General features: G+C 64.4%; 13 protein-coding genes and 1 other RNA gene. 4 read left to right on the forward strand and 10 right to left on the reverse strand.

Annotated elements, in window-relative coordinates; translation table 11 throughout:
* Positions 1-17: 17 nt before the first annotated feature.
* A complete protein-coding gene (locus MTP16_RS16595; RefSeq protein WP_243511821.1) occupies positions 18-593 on the reverse strand; it encodes a hypothetical protein in 576 nt (191 codons plus the stop codon).
* A gap of 118 nt (positions 594-711) precedes the next feature.
* Here MTP16_RS16595 and MTP16_RS16600 point away from each other — a divergent pair, with 118 nt between their 5' ends.
* Positions 712-1,710, forward strand: coding sequence for an acyl-CoA synthetase family protein (locus MTP16_RS16600; protein ID WP_243511824.1), 999 nt, complete (start codon positions 712-714; stop codon positions 1,708-1,710).
* Between the two features lie 73 nt (positions 1,711-1,783).
* Positions 1,784-2,311: a hypothetical protein gene (locus MTP16_RS16605; RefSeq protein ID WP_243511829.1), complete on the forward strand. Its 528-nt coding sequence runs from the start codon at positions 1,784-1,786 to the stop codon at positions 2,309-2,311.
* Positions 2,312-2,390: 79 nt separating this feature from the next.
* On the opposite strand, the gene MTP16_RS16610 is transcribed toward MTP16_RS16605, so the two are convergent.
* Positions 2,391-3,557 carry a sigma-54-dependent transcriptional regulator gene (locus tag MTP16_RS16610; protein WP_243511832.1) on the reverse strand — a complete coding sequence of 389 codons (1,167 nt, stop codon included), beginning with the start codon at positions 3,555-3,557 and terminating at the stop codon, positions 2,391-2,393.
* A 217-nt stretch (positions 3,558-3,774) separates the two neighbouring features.
* Here MTP16_RS16610 and MTP16_RS16615 point away from each other — a divergent pair, with 217 nt between their 5' ends.
* Positions 3,775-5,058, forward strand: coding sequence for a PQQ-dependent sugar dehydrogenase (locus MTP16_RS16615; protein ID WP_243511836.1), 1,284 nt, complete (start codon positions 3,775-3,777; stop codon positions 5,056-5,058).
* Positions 5,059-5,067: 9 nt separating this feature from the next.
* The gene (locus tag MTP16_RS16620; protein ID WP_243511838.1) at positions 5,068-5,514 is read left to right on the forward strand and encodes a c-type cytochrome; all 447 of its coding nucleotides are present in this window, start codon (positions 5,068-5,070) and stop codon (positions 5,512-5,514) included.
* Between the two features lie 240 nt (positions 5,515-5,754).
* Here MTP16_RS16620 and rnpB read toward each other — a convergent pair.
* The 8 genes from rnpB to MTP16_RS16660 form a co-directional block, all read right to left on the reverse strand.
* Positions 5,755-6,158, reverse strand: an RNA gene (gene rnpB / locus MTP16_RS16625) — RNase P RNA component class A.
* Positions 6,159-6,515: 357 nt separating this feature from the next.
* Positions 6,516-8,378 (reverse strand): M1 family metallopeptidase, encoded by a 1,863-nt coding sequence (locus MTP16_RS16630; RefSeq protein WP_243511840.1) that lies wholly within the window; start codon positions 8,376-8,378, stop codon positions 6,516-6,518.
* Between the two features lie 181 nt (positions 8,379-8,559).
* Positions 8,560-9,480 (reverse strand): metallophosphoesterase, encoded by a 921-nt coding sequence (locus MTP16_RS16635; RefSeq protein WP_243511843.1) that lies wholly within the window; start codon positions 9,478-9,480, stop codon positions 8,560-8,562.
* 203 nt (positions 9,481-9,683) lie between these two features.
* A complete protein-coding gene (locus MTP16_RS16640) occupies positions 9,684-11,657 on the reverse strand; it encodes an ATP-binding protein (protein ID WP_243511845.1) in 1,974 nt (657 codons plus the stop codon).
* A 222-nt stretch (positions 11,658-11,879) separates the two neighbouring features.
* Positions 11,880-12,512: a hypothetical protein gene (locus MTP16_RS16645; protein ID WP_243511847.1), complete on the reverse strand. Its 633-nt coding sequence runs from the start codon at positions 12,510-12,512 to the stop codon at positions 11,880-11,882.
* A gap of 697 nt (positions 12,513-13,209) precedes the next feature.
* Entirely contained in the window at positions 13,210-15,840 is a 2,631-nt protein-coding gene (locus tag MTP16_RS16650; RefSeq protein WP_243511849.1) for a T9SS type A sorting domain-containing protein, read from the reverse strand.
* The gene (locus tag MTP16_RS16655; protein ID WP_243511852.1) at positions 15,807-16,331 is read right to left on the reverse strand and encodes a hypothetical protein; all 525 of its coding nucleotides are present in this window, start codon (positions 16,329-16,331) and stop codon (positions 15,807-15,809) included. Before MTP16_RS16655 ends, MTP16_RS16650 begins: the two co-directional genes overlap by 34 nt.
* Positions 16,231-16,722: a hypothetical protein gene (locus tag MTP16_RS16660; RefSeq protein WP_243511854.1), complete on the reverse strand. Its 492-nt coding sequence runs from the start codon at positions 16,720-16,722 to the stop codon at positions 16,231-16,233. Before MTP16_RS16660 ends, MTP16_RS16655 begins: the two co-directional genes overlap by 101 nt.
* Positions 16,723-16,899 lie beyond the last annotated feature (177 nt).

The raw sequence follows: 16,899 nt of genomic DNA on the forward strand, positions 1-16,899 counted from the left end.
AGCCAAAAAGGCACGGGCTAGTTGGGGCCTTTCAGCGTCACGTCGCTGGTAGTTACGGTGTTGCTGGCGTGCAGCGCCCGGTCCATAATGGTAATCTCAAACCGGAACGTGTCGCCCGGATTAAACACACTTCCATCGACGCTAACCGGCAAAGCATACGTCAAGGTGCCTTTTAGCGGGGCCGGGCGCGTGTCATCTTTCTCAAGGCGGGGGTAGGTTCCGTCGTACTCGCCTTCCGTGCTGAGCACGAACTTCGTGTAAGTATAATTGCCGTTCGTGCCGCTTCTTTTGAACGGTTGGATGATGTAATTATACTGGGGGGAGCGGCCCTTGAAACCGCCCGTCGTGGCATTATAGGGGGCTACCTTTATGTCATCGTTGGAAAGGCCCAGGTCGCCGTCGCCGTCGTGGAAATCAACCGAAAACTTGAGCGTATCGATGGCGGTGCGAGGCCCGGTGGGCACAACCACCATTTCCACCGATTTAAAATCAATTGCTGGCTCCACCGGATAATCGGGGGCGCTGAGGCAGCTGCTGAGGCCCAGGCCAGCCAGGCCAAAGCCCAGGACGGTGGTGGTACGAAACAGGTTCATAAAAGCAGATAGTGACGAGACAGTCGAACAACGCCGAACAGGGCGCCAAAGTACGTTTTTCTCAACGAATAGCCGCGCAGCTTGGTTCGGCCTGCGTTGCTAACCACTAAGTTTACTCATGAGTTTCCGCGAAGAGTTTCTGCGTCGCCTGCCGACGTTAAATGAGGACGATTTTGAAACGGCGGCCTTGGCGCTGTTTCGGCACCAGGCGGCGCACTGCCCCCCCTATGCCGAATATCTGGCGCAGCTGGGCCGAAACCCCACCGCCGTGGCCCGGCTAACGGATATTCCGTTTCTACCCATCGAATTTTTTAAAACCCACGAGGTGCGCACTGAGCCGGCTGGATGGCAGGCGCAGGAGCTGTTTCTGAGCAGCGGCACCACCTTGCAGCAGCGCAGCCGCCACCTCGTGCGCGCCCCCGCGCTGTACCGCGAAAACGCCGCCCGCATCTTCGAGCAGAGCTACGGCCCGCTCACGGGTTGGACGTTTCTGGCCCTGCTGCCCTCGTACCTGGAGCAGGGCAATTCCTCGCTGGTGGCCATGGTCGACTACTTTGCCCAGCAGTCAGGCCAAACACAACCCACCTTTTTCCTGCACGACCACGCCGCCCTGCGCGCCGCTTTGGCCGAAGCCAAGCAACTGCCGGGTCGTCGCGTCATGCTCATCGGCGTGAGCTACGCGCTGTTGGATTTTGCCGCCGAAGCCGGCCCCGCGCCGGAGCTACAAGGCCTCACCGTGCTCGAAACCGGTGGCATGAAAGGCCGTCGCCGAGAAATGATTCGCGAGGAACTGCACGCCGAACTGCAGCAGGCATTCGGCCCGGCCGGTATTCATTCCGAGTACGGCATGACGGAACTGCTGAGCCAGGCTTATTCACTCGGCGACGGCCGTTTCCACTGCCCCGCGCCGCTGCGTGTGCTCCTGCGCGACCCGTCGGACCCGTTTTCCATCGGTGGTAGGGGGGATGGCGCTATCAATGTGATTGATTTGGCCAACATTGATTCCTGCGCTTTCATCGAAACCAAGGATTTGGCGCGGATGCACGTCGATGGCGGTTTTGAGGTGCTGGGCCGGATGGATAATTCGGACGTGCGCGGGTGCAATCAGCTGGTATAGAATGCCGTTGTCTGCCTACCTTACCATGCTGCTTCGTACGAACTAGAGAAGCCTGACATTCCTAAAGCGAATTATGCGACTTTTATTTTCATTCCTTTTATCAATTCTTTCGCTCTCTTCTGAAGCTCAGTTGAGGAATCCCTTTTCGACCCTCAAATTTGACAAAGTATTATTTTACGATTTTGAAGAGGCTGCTGATAAAATTTACAAAGGCTCTATCCTCACGAAGGACGGTAAACCGATTCAGCGCATCACAAAGCAGGTTGAGCTTAGCGGAGTAATGATAAAAGCATTAAATAGCAAGCTAGGTGACAAAAAATCCTATGGTCAGGGCACCGCCGCCTGCTTTGACCCACACTGCGGATTTGATTACTTCTTGAAAGAGATACCAGTAGCGCAAATCACTATTTGCCTCGGTTGTAATGGACTACATTCTAGTCTTGATATTCCCGCACAAAAGCAGGGTAAGCTAGGTCAAGGAGCGAATACATATTTCTTTCTCAGTGGCATGAGCAAGTCAATGCGGAAATTCATAAACGGGTTGGTTATAGAGAATCAATTTAACTATCAAATTAAACCTGGTTCCGTTTACGACAAGTAAGCCCCCGTAAAGCAGCAAAAAATGATGCCCCAGAACCATGTGATTCTGGGGCATCATTTTTTGCTGTAATTAATTCAATCTACTTCCCAGCAAACGCCTTCGCGTCATCTGCCGAAATAGTGTCGTCGCTCATAATCACCAGCCGCTCCACCACGTTGCGCAGCTCGCGGATGTTGCCGCGCCAATCGAGGGCCTGCAGGTATTCGAGCGCGGCGGGGTCGATTTTTTTGGGCTTGTTGCCGTAATCGGCGGCGATGTCGTTGAGAAATTTCTGCACCAACTCGGGAATGTCTTCGCGACGGTCGTTGAGGGCCGGCACTTTCACGACGATGACCGAGAGGCGGTGGTAGAGGTCTTCGCGGAAATTCTTATCAGCAATTTCCTGCAGCAGGTCCTTGTTGGTGGCGGCAAGCACGCGCACGTTCACCGAAATCTCCTTTTCGCCGCCCACGCGGGTGATTTTGCTTTCTTGCAGGGCGCGCAACACCTTGGCTTGGGCCGAGAGGCTCATGTCACCGATTTCGTCGAGGAACAACGTGCCGCCGTCGGCCTGCTCAAACTTGCCGATGCGCTGCTTCACGGCCGAGGTGAAGGAGCCTTTTTCGTGGCCGAACAGCTCGCTCTCGATGAGCTCCGACGGGATGGCGGCACAGTTTACTTCCACCATGGGGCCCTGGGCGCGGTTGCTGAGCTCGTGCAGCTGGCGGGCCACCATCTCCTTACCGGCGCCGTTGGGGCCGGTGATGAGCACGCGGGCATCGGTGGGGGCCACTTTCTCGATGGCCTTGCGCACGGTGCCGAGGGCGGCCGAGGAGCCTATCATCTCGGAGCCTTTGGAAGTGACGGAGAGCTTCTTTTTTAGCGTCTTGGTCTCGGTGGCCAGCTTGGTGCGGTCCAGGGCGTTGCGCACCGTCACAAGCAGACGGTTGAGGTCGGGGGGCTTGGGCAGGAAGTCGTAGGCGCCTTTTTTGGTGGCTTCCACGGCGGTGTCGATGTTGCCGTGGGCCGACACCATGATGAAGGCGGCGTCGGTGCCCATTTTCTGGGCGCGCTCCAGCACTTCGAGGCCGTCCATCTTGGGCATGCGGATGTCGCAGAGCACCACGTCGTACTTCTGCTGGATGAGCAGGTCGAGGCCGGAGGGGCCGTCTTCGGCCTGGTCTACTTTGTAGTCTTCAAACTCAAGAATCTCCTTCAGCGTGTTGCGGATGGCTTTTTCGTCGTCGATGATGAGGATGCGGGGCATGGGGCGGGAACTGCGTTTGGTGCGATGGGAGCGGCGCGAAGGTAACGAAAAGCGGCGCTAGGAGTTTAAAGCTGGCAATGACTGGAGTAGAGACGCATATTTGCGTCTCCTCGCCTGCGCAATTCGTTTACCGACTTCGGCAGTCAGGTGCTGACCATTCAACGACGAGACGCAACTACGCGGCTCTACTCATTCTTTCTAACCCTACATTTCCCGCATGAAAAACAACCTGACCCGCCCGGCGCTGCTCGCGGCGGCCCTGGCCGGCAGCTTCGGCCTCTATTCCCTCACCAGCCGGCCCACGGCTGTGGTGGCCGACCCCAATAACGCCGGCCTGAAGCTGCCTGCCGGCTTCGGCGCGCTGGTGGTGGCCGAAACCGGCGGCCGCGCCCGGCACCTCACCGTCACGCCCCAGGGCACCATCTACGTGAAGCTGAACCGGGCCAAGGACGGCAAAGGCATCCTGGCGCTGAAGCCCACGACCGGCGGCAAAGCCACCGTGACAAGCGGCTTCGGCAGCTACGGCGGCACGGGCATTTACGCCAAGGACGGCTACCTCTACGCTTCGTCGGACGAGGACGTGTACCGCTACAAGCTGGACGCGAAAGGCGAGGTGACCAACCCCGCGCAGCCCGAAAAGATTGTGCGCGGCCTGCTGAGCCGCGGCGAGCACGAAAGCAAATCTATCGTGCTCGACAACGCCGGCAACCTCTACGTGAACGTGGGCGCCTACTCCAACTCCTGCCAGGTGAAAGACCGGGAAAAGGGCTCGATGGGCCAGCAGAACTGCCCGATTCTGGATTCGGCGGGCGGCATCTGGCAGTTTCGGGCCGACAAGCTGAACCAGCAGTACGGCAACGGCACGCGCTACGCCACCGGCCTGCGCAACGTGGTGGGCCTCGACTGGAACGCGCAGGCCAACCAGCTTTTTGTGATGCAGCACGGCCGCGACCAGCTGCACGACATCTTCCCCACGATGTACACCACCAAGCAGTCGGCCGAGCTGCCTGCCGAGTGCCTCTACGCCCTCACCAAGGGCGCCAACGCCGGCTGGCCCTTCCTGTACTACGACCCCGTGAAGAAACAGAAAATCCTGGCCCCCGAGTACGGCGGCGACGGCCAGAAGCTGGCTGATGCCAAGTACCTGGACCCCGCTGCGGCCTACCCGGCCCACACCGCGCCCAACGGCCTGCTGTTCTATACCGGCACCATGTTTCCGGAGAAGTACCGCAACGGCGCCTTCATCGCCTTCCACGGCTCCTGGAACCGGGCGCCCGAGCCCCAGAAAGGCTATTACGTAGTGTTTCAGCCCTTCAAAAACGGCAAGCCCAGCGGCCCGTGGGAAGTGTTTGCTGACAACTTCGCCGGCTCGGCTGAAAAAGTGGCCAGCGGCCGTGCCGACCATAAGCCCTGCGGCCTGGCCCAGGGACCCGACGGCTCGCTCTACGTGAGCGACGACAAGGCCGGCACCATCTACCGCATTGTCTATAATCAGAAATAAACCCTGTTCGTGAAGAAGCTATTTGTGCTGCTGTTCCCGTTGCTGCTGAGCAGCGGGGCCGCTTTCGCCCAGAAGAAACCAGCTGCTAAGACCCCGGCCAAGAAACCCACGGCCGGGGTTTCGGCCGCGCTGCTGGCGTCGGGCAAATCTGTGTACGTCCAGAACTGCCTCAGCTGCCACCAGGCCGATGGCGGCGGCGTGGAGGGCATGAACCCACCCCTCATCAAGACCGACTACGTGCTCGGCGACAAGCCCCGCCTGATTGGCGTGCTGGTGAACGGCCTGAAAGGCGTGGAAATCAACGGCGAGGAATACCGCAGCGTGATGCCCGCCCAAACCCACCTCAGCGACCAGCAGATGGCCGACGTGCTCACCTACGTGCGCAACAGCTTCGGCAACAAAGCCAGCGCCGTGGCCGTGGCCGAGGTGAAGGCCGTGCGCGCCGCCAAGAAATAGCGCCGGGCGCCGGGGCCGCCCCAATGGGCGGTCGGACGCCCGAGAAACCGTTGGGGCGGCCCCAATGTCCATTCGGGCGTCCGGCAGCCGTTTGGGGCCGCCCCAACGGGCATTCGGGCAGCCGGGAAGCGTTTGGGGCCGCCCCACTGGTCAGTCGGGCGCCCGACTGACCAGTGGGGCGGCCCCCAGCCCGTAAGCTACAAAAAAAGCCTTCCCGGTGCCGGGAAGGCTTTTTTGATGCGAGGTGATGGGTCTGTAAGCCGGGTTCTGTGCGCAGCCGAAGCCGCGTCCCCACCATTTATCTAGGCCAGTCGTTGCCGAAAGGCTCCATCAACCTACCCGCTGGCGCCGGACGAGCCGCCCGGTGCCGAGGCTTCCGAAGAAGCGCCGGCGTACCAGCTTATTTGGTCTTTCAACCCCTGAGGTTTACCCAGCCGGGACGGTCACCCGCCCGCTGGTGCGCTCTTACCGCACCTTTTCACCCTTACCGGCCACCCGAGGGCGACGTAGGCGGTATTTTCTGTGGCACTGGCTGTCCTGGTTTGCATTATACGCGCCAGTCCTTCCCGTTAGGAAGCAGGGTGCTCTGCGTTGCCCGGACTTTCCTCGTCGCCCAAAAGCGCCGCGGTGGGGCGACCCATCACTGCGGGCAAAGGTAGGGCTTGGACGCATTAAAACTGCCGGCCGGGCGGGGACGGCGCATCATTATCCGTTGATTTATTCAGGAAAAGCGGGCGAAGTAAACCGACAAGCTAAGGTGTGCCAGCCCTCCACCGTTTGGTAACTATACTCAGCATACCAATAATGAGGGTCGTCGACGCTGCGAAATTCAACTCCTGGGGCTAGAACGTATGGTTTGTGAAACTTTCGCTCCAGAATGATTAGCAGCACACAATTTGGCGGCCAGGCGGATTCTTCCCTTACTTCATTGCCGTAAAGTAATTCTTCTTGCAAAATCTGGAAAAGCGGCGCGGCTAACTGCTTAGGCATTTGAGATTCTATTATTTCCCCTCCCACACGTTATCCTTAGGAAAACTGTCGGGCACGAGGGTGCTGCCCAGCGTCACGCGCTTCAGTTGCTGCTTGGCCGCGACAGGCACCGTGACGGTGGTGGCGCCGGTTTCCCAGACGCCGATGCTGCGGTGGATTTTCTGGGTCGAGTTGTCGGCGAAGGTGAGGGTGACGTCTACGGGCACGGGCTTACGGCCTTTGGCCGTCACCAGGAGGTCGTAGCCGGTAGCGGTTTTATTGACGGCCGAGATGGCGAGGTCGGGGTAGCCGCCGTCGAAGAACCAGCGCTGCCAGAACCAGTTCAGGTTGCGGCCGGCGCCGGTGTTCATGCTGTTGAAGAAGTCGTAGGGCAGGGGGTGCTTGCCGTTCCAGGTGCGGATGTAGGTGTGCAGGGCCTTGGTGAACAGCTCGTCTCCCAGCAAGTCCTTCACGTAGAGGTAGCCCAGGGCGGGCTTGGGGTAGGAGTTGAGGAAGAAGGCGCTGCCGTTTTGCTGGGTGCTGGGCGTCACGATGGGCAGGTCGCCCTCGGCGCCGGCTTGGTCGGCGTAGGGCTTGATGCCGTAGTTGTCGTCCACCTTCGGGTCAATCATGCTCGAAATCAGCCACTCGCCGATGGTGGCCCAGCCCTCATCCATCCAGCCGTACTTCGTTTCGTTGATGCCCATGTAGAAGGGGAACATCGTGTGGAAGATTTCGTGGTCGGTAAGGGTGATGGCGTCCTCGCGGGTGTCGGTGGGGTTGTCGTTCACCATCATGGGGTACTCCATCTGGTCGAGGCCGTCGAACACCGTTTCGTGGGCGTAGGGAAAGGGCCACTTCGGAAACTGGTAGCTCATGGCCTCCACCGTTTTACGGCTGAAGTCAATGACTTCCTTATAGTCCTGATGTTTGGGGTTATACACGGCGTCGACGCGGGTGCGGCGCTTGGTGGCGGGGTCCACCACCAGGCTGGTGCTCTGCCACACGTAGTGGTCGGCGGTGGCAAACACGAAGTCCGTTACGTTTTTCGCCTCGAACCGCCAGGTGTTCTGGTCGGCCGGCGGGGTGATGTCGCGCCGCTTGGCATCGTCTTCGCTGATGATGCTCACCACGGCGTCCTTCTGCTCGGCTTCGCGCAGGCGCTGGGCGTACTTGGGGGTGAGCACCTGCGTGGGGTTGGTGAGGTCGCCGGTGGCCCACACCACGAAGTTTTTGGGCACGGTAACAGCGGCTTTGAAATTGCAGAAGTCGTTGTAGAATTCCTGGTCGCCGGTGTAGGGCACGCGGTTCCAGCCGTCGAGGTCGTCGTACACGGCGATGCGCGGGAAGAAGTAGGCCACAAAAGCGGCGCCCGGCTCAATCTCGCCGGTGCGCTGGTGCGAGCCTTTATTCAGGATGTAGGAATACGTGGCGCGCACCGTGGCCACCTGGCGCGGCCCCAGCGCCCGCCGCAGCGCCACAGGCATATTGGTGCCGTTGATGGGCAGCTTATTGACGTCGAAATTCTCCCCATTGATGGTCAGGTTGAGGATTTTGACGCCCTCGCCAATGTCCTCCGGCGCGAAGGCTTTGCTGCGGGGCGCGCCCTTTTGGTATAGGTTGGGGTAGAGCTTAAACCAGAGCTGCCGCAACGAGTCGGGACTGTTGTTGAAATACTTAATATCCACGGTGCCAGACACGCGGCGGCCGGCCGGGTCGAAGTTCACGGCCAGGTCGTAGTCGGCCGCGTTTTGCCAGTAGTTGGGGCCAGGCAGGCCGCTGGCGCTGCGGGTACCTTTGGCATAAAGAGGCTCGTAGTTGCGGGGCAGGGGCAGCGTGGGCTGGGCCAGGGTGGCCAGGGGCAGGAGCAGCAAGGCTGCGGGCAGGAAACGCATGAAGCAGGAAAAGCGAAGGAAGCGGCAGCAGCGCCGCCAAAGCCCAAAGAACGGGGAACGGCGCGAAAGGTCGCATGGCCGAACGATGTAGGGGCGGGGCTTGCCCCCGCCCGGGCGCTGCACGATTCCGCCGTAGCGGGGCCGGCTACCGGGCGGGGGTGAGCCCCGCCCCTACATTGTGCTATACGCGCACCAGGCCCGCGGGCGTGAGCTCCCGCTCGCCCTGCCAGCGGTAGGCCACCAGCTCGCCGCCCTTGGCCACGCTGTAGTCGAGGCACACGGAGTGCGGGGTGAGAATACGCGGCTCACCGCGCAGCCAGTAGTGGCCGAAGAAGACGGGCGTCTCGTCCTGGTAGTAGGCCGGACTGGGCAGGGCGGCCACGTCCACGGGCTGGCCGGCCAAGGCCGCGATGGGTTCGAGGTAATAGTCGTCGTAGGTGGCAGCTGCCGGGTCGCGCCACCAGGCGGTGCGCATCTTGGTGCGGCGGTGGCCGTCTTTGTCGAAGAAGTGGTGGTCGCCGGGCAGGTCGGTCTCGTGGCCTTTGAGGGTGATTTCAACGGCGTCCAGCTCGGCCGAGCCCTTGCGGCTGGCGCGCAGCAGAAACTCAGGCGTCAGGCGGTCGGTGGGCAGCCACTGGCGCAGCTGGGCAATGTAGCGGGCGTCCCAGCAGGCGTGCACCACGCGCAGTCCCGGCAACTCCAGGTACAGCGGCAGCTGCATGAACCAGGCCAGGTAGTCGAGCCACTCGGCAAACAGCTCCTTGCCATTAAAGGCGCGAATGGTTTCGAGGTGTTGCAGAATGTGGTGCGGCAGGTGGGGCCGCAGGTGCCCGCCGCTGGGGTCGAAGGTCCAGAAGTTGAGGGCATTGAACTCGTGGTTGCCCATCACGGCCAGGGCCGCGCCGCCGTCCACCATGCCGCGCACAATTTGCAGCGTCTCCCGGATGGCCGGGCCGCGGTCAATGAAATCGCCCAGAAAAATCACCTGCCGGCCGCCGGCGTGGCGGTATACGCCGGCGGCGTCGGGGGCGTAGTCGAGCTTTGTGAGCAGCTGGCGTAGCTCCGCGGCGTGGCCGTGAATGTCGCCGATGAGGTCGTACATGGGGGCAGGGGAATAAGGAAGAGGAAATAGGGAACAGGTAACAAAAGAACGGCCTCTCACGGGTTTAGCTGTCATCCTGAACGCAGCGAAGGACCTTCTCCTGTTTGAACGACTAGCACTAATTCAAACAGCGCCGGCGTGAGAAGGCCCTTCGCTGCGCTCAGGATGACAGCCAAAACAACAGTCGCCCCATCCCCACCTTCCTACCCCGGCAGGCAGGCCACCAAGCCAAACCCCTTGGCTTCGGCCACGAAATGCAACGCCCCGCCGGCGTCCTCGGCGCGGCGGCGCATGTTGGCCAGGCCGTGGCCGCCGGGGCGGGCGGTGGGAGCGGGGCCGGGGGCGTCGTCGCGCACGCGCAGGCAGAGCTGGCCGCCGCTTGCGCTCACCTGCACCGTTACCTGGGTGGCGCCGTGGGCATGCTTCACCACGTTGTGCAAGGCTTCCTTAAAGATGAGGTACAGCGTTTGGCAGGTAACCAGCGAAGGGCGGCGAGCCGCGGCCGCGTCGCTCACGGCAAAGTCCACGGCCAGGCCTTGGGTGGTGAGAACTTCCTGGGCGTGGTCGCGCATGTGGGCCAGCACTTCCGGCAGCTCGGCGGCGCTGGCGTGCAGGCCCCACACCACATCGGCCATCTGGCGGGCGGCGCGGCGGCTGGTGTCGCTCAGGCGTTCGAGGCGGGCCAGGGTTTGGGCGGGGGCGGCGGGGGTTTCGCGCAGCAGGTCGCTTTGCAGGCTGATTTGGGTGAGCAGCGAGCCCACGTCGTCGTGCAGGTCGGCGGCCAGGCGGGCGCGCAGGGCCGCATCCTGCGTTTGCTGCTGTAGCAACTGCCGCCGCCGGTAGCGCCAAAACAGCCAGCCGGCTGCCAGCAGCGTGCCCAGCACCAGCGCGCCGATGCCCACCAGCTGGCGTTGCGTCTGCAGCTGCTCCAATTCCTGCTGCTGGCGGAGCAGGCGCTCGCGCTGGCGGGCCACGTTCAGCTCTACCTGGGTGCGCGAGCGGGTCGCGCGGGCCTGCACGGCGGCCAGGCGGCGGCGGGTGTCTTCGCCCCCGATGCTGTCGGCGTAGGCGCTGGCCAGCAGTTGCGCGCGGTAGGCGGCGTGGCCCTGCCCCAGGCGGTCGTGGGCCTGGGCCAGCACCTGGGCCGCGTCGCGGGCCTGCGGGCGCAGCTGGCCCGGCCCGGCAATGGCCAGCGCGAGGGCGGCGTAGCGGCGGGTGCTGTCGGCCCGGGCCGGCAGCCAGGCGCGGGCCAGCAGCAGGGCCGCCCGCGCCTCCATTTCGGGGCGTCTGGCGGCGTGGGCCTGGCGCAGCAGCCCCCGGCCGGCCGAGCGCGCGGCCGCGTAGTCGCCCAGGCGCTCGGTCATCTCGGCCATGCTGAGCTGCATGTCAATTAGGCCCGGCTTGTTGAACACCACCGCGTAGCTGGTCAGGGCCTGGCGGTACTGGTCGCGGGCGGTGCGCCACTGCTGCTGCTGGCGGCTCAGGTCGCCGGCCACCTGGTGCAGGTAGCCGGTCGAAAGCAGGTCGTGGGCGGCGGGGGCCAGGGGGCGGGCCTCGGCCACGTAGGCGCGGGCGGTGGCGTACTCGCCCAGGGCCAGCTCGATGCGCGCCGCCGTCACCAGCTGAAACAGCAGCACCCGGGGGCTGCCCAGGGCGCGGGCCAGCGCCAGCCCGTCGAGACTGGGCCCGAGGGCGGCGGCGTAGTTGCCCTGCTCCAGGTAAATGCGGGCCAGGTTGTAGTACACTCGCGTCTGGGTGTAGCGGTTGCCGGTGCGCTCGGCCAGGGGCAGCGCCAGCCGGGCCGAGGCAATGGCCGAGTCGTACTGGCTGTGCGCGCGCTGGTAGTAGCTCAGGTTGAACAGTGCCTCCAGTAGCCCGCGCTCGAAGCGCAGCTGCCGGGCCAGCCGCAGCGCCTGCCGCGTGAGCAGGAGTGAGGTGTCGGCCGCGTTCACGCGCAGGGCAAAGGCCAGGGTGTTGAGGCGGCCCACGCGTTGGGTGTCGGGGCGGGTGTCGCGGGCCAGCAGGCGGTTCAGGCTGTCGCGCACCACGGCCAGGCGCTTAAGGGGTAGCGGTGGCCCCTGTGCCCGGCCCTGGCCGGCGGCCAGCAGCAGGCCCAGCAGCAAGCCGAAGTAGAATAGCCGAGGCCCCGGGGCCAGGGGAGTGGGTAGTGCAGGCAAAGAAGGCAACGTAATTTTTGTCATAAAACCGGAGCAGCCGGGGCCGCCCAGTGCGCGGCGGGGCCAACTGGCCGGGCAACGGCAGACCGGCGCGCGCTGCCCCGACGGCCGAACTTCCACTAACGAAATGCAGGCCCGCGCAGCTACTGCACGGACCTGTTCGAAGCCAAAATTACGGGCGAGCGGCTGGTTTTACCCGCTCAACGGAGCCTGCACCTCGGCTTAGGCGTGGCTGCCACCGGGCACCAGCAGGGTGTAGGTGGGGCCCTGGGCGCTGGCCACCTCGTTGCGCTTCAGGTAATAGGCGAAGTAGTCGCGCTGCTCGGCCACGGCGGGCTCCCCGTTGGGGCGGTTGTCGAAATAGGGCAGGTGCGTGACGGTGGCCAGCAAAGAAAAATCCTTCTCGCCAGTGCGGCAGCACCAGATTTGCACGGCATCGAAGCCGCGCTTGACGCACTGAATGCTGGGGTGGATGCCGTCCATCTTCACCTTGAGCACGGGGGCCTCGGCGGCCACGCGCTCGGCAGGCTTGGCTGGGGTGGTGGTCAGCTCCAGCAAGTCGAGAACCTCGGCCGGCACGTTCATCGTGTTTTTAATTTGCTTCACGCCGGCCCGCACGGCCGTCGAGGTCAGCGTTTCCTGCGCGCTCAGGTTGCGCTGGGCTGTGTCGAGGGCCTTTTGCGCGGCGTCGCGCAGGCCTACCAAATCCAGCTCGGCCTGGGCCGCCTCGGCGGCTTCCTTATAGGTGCCGGCGGGCTGCTTGAGCAGGGTGGTGGCGTCGGCAATGGTGTCGACGAAGTTTTGAAGAAACAGCCGACGCTCGGCCTCGCGGCGGGGGTACCAATCAATGGGCATGTGACAGGGGTAAAAAGTGAAGAAAAAAATAACGGTCCCGAAGGATGACTCAAAGCTATACCCGTGCCAAGCCCAACCATGCGCGTATATCTACCTGATTAATAGGAGTAGTTTTACCTGATTTTCGTTGGCTCGGTCCGCAACCGGTGGGCCGGGACCGGATGCGCTGCCTTCGGTGTAGGGTAGCCGGCCTGCGGGCCCCGCCACCCCCGTGCCGGGTAGCCCACCCGGCGCGCCTGCTCCGCTGGCGGCGGGGCCGTTCCCGCCACTGGCAGGGTAGGCCCCTAGTCCGGCGGGGCGGTTTTTGGCGGCGGCCGTGGGGCCCCCACCGGCAGCAGCATGCTCCCCGGCTGCGGCGGTGAACTTCTCGTTGGGCAAGCTGGACTCCCCGTGCCCGGCAGCGCGTTACCCGCCGGCAACGGGGCCCTCCGCACTCACTACGGGGAGGGCCCCGTTGCCGGCAATGCGCTCCCCAATGGATGAAAGGGGCTTGCCCCTGTTTCCGGAAAGCCCGGCAATGTTATAATCAACGGCACAAACAGGTTTCGTGCGGCCGCTTCCATCCGTTACACCCTTTTGGAACGTTTGAAGCGTGCCAAAATGCAGCGCACAAAAAGCCCCTGGCCAATGGCCAGGGGCTTTTTGTGCAGGGCCCACCCTAACATCCTGAACAAACAGGAACCTCAATCAGGCCGCGCTACTCCACCGTGAGGCGCAAGGCGCCGACGCCGGTCCGCGCCAGGTACACACCCACCGGCAGCCCGGCCGGCAGCGCCAGCGCGGCCGTGCCGGTGGCGTCGGCCGTGGCCGCGGCTACGGGGCGACCCAGTGCGTTATACACCGTCACCGCTGCGCCGGGGGCCGCCCCCGTGAGGATGGCCGCGCCGCCCTGGGCAGGGTTGGGAAACAGGCTTAGCCCGGCGGCTGCGCCGGTACGGGCAACGGTGCGCACGGGCGAGTAGCTGAACGTGCCGTCGGCGTCCACTTGCCGCAGGCGGTAGTAGAGGGTAGATGGGTGGGTTGGCGGGTTGGCGTCCAGCAGGGCGTAGGCGCGGGCGCTGCTGCTGTTGCCGGCCGCGGCCACCGTGCCAATGCCGGCAAAGCTTGCGCCGTCGGTGCTGCGCTCCACTTCAAACGCCTGGCTGTTTTGCTCCGAAGCCGTGGCCCAGGCCAAGCGCACGGCGGCCGGGCCGGCGAGGGCGGCGGTGAACTGCGTCAGCTCCACGGGCAGGGGCGCAAGGGCCGGCAGCGCCAAGCGGCCCAGCACGTTGATGACCGTGGCGGCGGGGGTAGTGAGGGTGGTGCTGCCAAACGTGGCCGTGGGCGTAATGGAGCCACCTATGTAGAGGCCGACGCCGCCCGTGGCAATGGCGAACGCCTGGTCGACCGCAGGACCGCCCCCGGCCACCGCCCCGCGGTTGACCAGGCCCCGGCCCCTGTCGGCGTAGCGGGCCACGAAGATATCCCGGGCCCCGGCGCCGGGCAGGGTGGTACCCGCGATGGTCGCGCCCGCGCCGCTGGTGAAGAGCCCGGTCACGTACACGCTGGTGATGCCCGCGGCGCTGCTCACGGCCAGGCCCAGCCCCTGGTCGACGCCTTCGGCGCTGCCGCCTTCCACGGCGCCCCCGTTAGCTAGGCTGGTGCCATTATCGATGTACTTGGCCACGTACATATCCGCATTGCCTTTGCCGGCCAGCGCAGTGCCGGCAATGGTGGCGCCGGTGTTGCTCCCAAAATAGCCCGTGACGTATACGTTCGTAGTGGTGCCCACGCTGGCCAGGGCCAGGCCGATGCTGCCCGAGTCGGAGCCGGTGCCGCCGCCCGAAACCGCCCCGTTGCCCACCAGGCCGGTGCCATTATCGGTGTATTTGGCCACGTACATGTCCGAACCACCGGCCCCTGCCAGGGCGGTGCCGGCGATGCTGGCCCCCGTGTTGCTGGCGAAGAGGCCGGTCACGTACACGCTGGTGATGCCCGCGGCGCTGCTCACGGCCAGGCCCTCCGCCTGGTCGGTGCCGGTGCCGCCGCCGCTCACGGCGCCTGCCCCGACCAATCCCGCGCCGTTGTCGGTGTACTTGGCCACGTACATGTCGCGGCTTCCCGCCCCAGTGAGGGTGGTGCCGGCAATGCTGATGGGGTTCGCGGAGGTGCCGAAGGACCCGGCGATGTATACGCTGGTGGTGCTGCCGGTGCGGCTCAGGGCCAGGCCGTAGCAGTCATCCGCACCGGAGCCGCCGCCCCTCAGGGCCCCGCCGCCGGTAAGGCCGGTGCCCGTATCGGTGTACTTGGCCACGAAGAGGTCAGCATTTGTGCCGGTGCCGGTGAGGGTGCTGCCGGCAATGCCGGCGCTGGCGCTGCTGACCGAGCCCGCGACGTACACGGTGGTGGTGCCCCCGGCGCTGCTCAAGGCGATGCGAATGGCTTGTTCATCGTTGACGCCACCGCCCTGCACGGCGCTGGTCCAGGCGCCGGCGGTGGCGTCCCACTTGGCCACAAACAGGTCGGACAAGCCCGCACTCAGCAGCTGGATGTCGCCGAAGGCCACCTGTCCGTCAAAGTAGCCGGTCAGGTACACGTTGCCGGTGCCGGCTTCCACGGCCAGGTCCCGCACGATGGAGGTGCCGCCGTGCAGCGGGAAGGCAATGGGTTGCCAGGCCAGGGTGCCCGCGTCAAGCGGGGCCAGGATGCCGGAAGTCGGCGGGGTGGCCATGGCCGGGCTGCTGCCAAAGTAGGCCATGTTGCTGAAGGTGCTCGTTGCCAGGTACACGGTGCTCGCCGTGGCGGCCAGGGCCGCCCCTTGCTCAATGCCAGTACCGCCGGCGCGCACGGCCCCGCCGCTGGTAAGGCCCGTGCCGCTGTCGGTGTACTTGGCCACGAAAATGTCGAGTGTATTGACTGGCCCGACCGCGGTCAGGGTCGTCCCGGCCACACCGGCAGGGGCGCCGCTTTCAATGTAGCCCGTCACATACACGCTGGTAGTGCTCCCGGCGCTGGCCACAGCAATGGCATTGCCGCCGTCGGTGCGCGGGCCGCCACCAGTGCGGGCCCCGGCCCCGACCAGGCCCGTGCCGCTGTCGGTGTACTTCGCTACGAAGATGTCAAGGCTACCGGCGCCAACTAGGGTGCTGCCTGCGATGCGGGCGCCGGAGTTCGTGTTGAAGTAGCCCGTGACGTACACACTGTTGGTGTTCCCGCTTTGAGCGACAGCAATGCCGCTGCCTTGGTCAAAGCTGCTGCTGCCGCCGCCCACGGCTCCGCCGCCGCTCAGGCCGGCACCGGTATCGGTGTATTTGGCTACGAAGACGTCGTACGTGCCTTCTCCAACCATGTTGGTGCCCGCAATGGTGTTGCGGTGCTGCTGTCGTAGCGGCCCGTCACGTACACGCTGGTGGTGTTGCCGCCACTGGCCGCGGCCACGGCAAACCCAAGGTCGCTGCCGGCGCCGCCCGCGCGCACAGCGCCGCTGTTAGACAAGCCGGTGCCACTGTCGGTGTACCTGGCCACGTACACATCGTCGTCGCCGGCCCCGGTTAGGGCGGTGCCGGCCACGTTCGCGCTGGTGCCGCTCTTGAAGGAGCCCACGGTGTAAACCCGGCTGACGCCGGCCACGCGGCTCACGGCAATGCCCGTGGCCGCGTCCTCGTCGGTGCCGCCGCCGCTCAGCGCCCCGCCGCCGGTGAGACCGGAGCCGGTATCGGTGTATTTGGCCACAAACGCATCAGTGCCCCCCGCCCCGGCCAGGGCAGCACCGGCAATGCTGGCCCCGGTGCCGCTGGCGAAAGTGCCCGTGACGTACACGCTGGTGGTACCCCCCCACACTGCTTACGGCAATGGCCGTGCAGGCATCGATGCCGGTGCCACCGCCCCGCACCACGCTGGTCCAGGTCTTGGCCGTAGCGTCCCACTTGGCTACGAACGTATCCTGTCCGCCGGCGCTCACTAGTCGGATATTGCCGAATGTTACCTGGCCGGAGAAACTGCCGGCCACGTACACGTTGCCCGCCGCGTCTACGGCCGTGGCGTTCGCATCCGATGTGCCGCTGGTGGGCTGGTTGCTGTTGCCGCTAAACGCATCCTGCCAGGTAGGGGCCTGAGCACGGACTGCGTCGGGCAGCAGCGTGGCCAGCGCCAGCCCGGCGCTCGCCAGGGCCAGGCGGCCAACGGCGGGTATTCGTGCAATTTGGGAATCCGGTAGCGTAAAAAAGGACATAAGCAGGTAGGAAAGGAACCAAAGCAACATTGCCTTCGCGCTCTGCGGAACGGCTAACTGATAGAGGGTTGGCCGCAGGCAATCCGACAAAGATAGGAGCGTGGACGCGCCGGTAGCCGCTTCTCTCCAGCCCAATACCAAAAGGCTCCGCGCCGCGCCGGAAGCCAAAACTGCCGC

The organism is Hymenobacter monticola, from assembly GCF_022811645.1.
In the GTDB taxonomy this organism is placed as follows: domain Bacteria; phylum Bacteroidota; class Bacteroidia; order Cytophagales; family Hymenobacteraceae; genus Hymenobacter; species Hymenobacter monticola.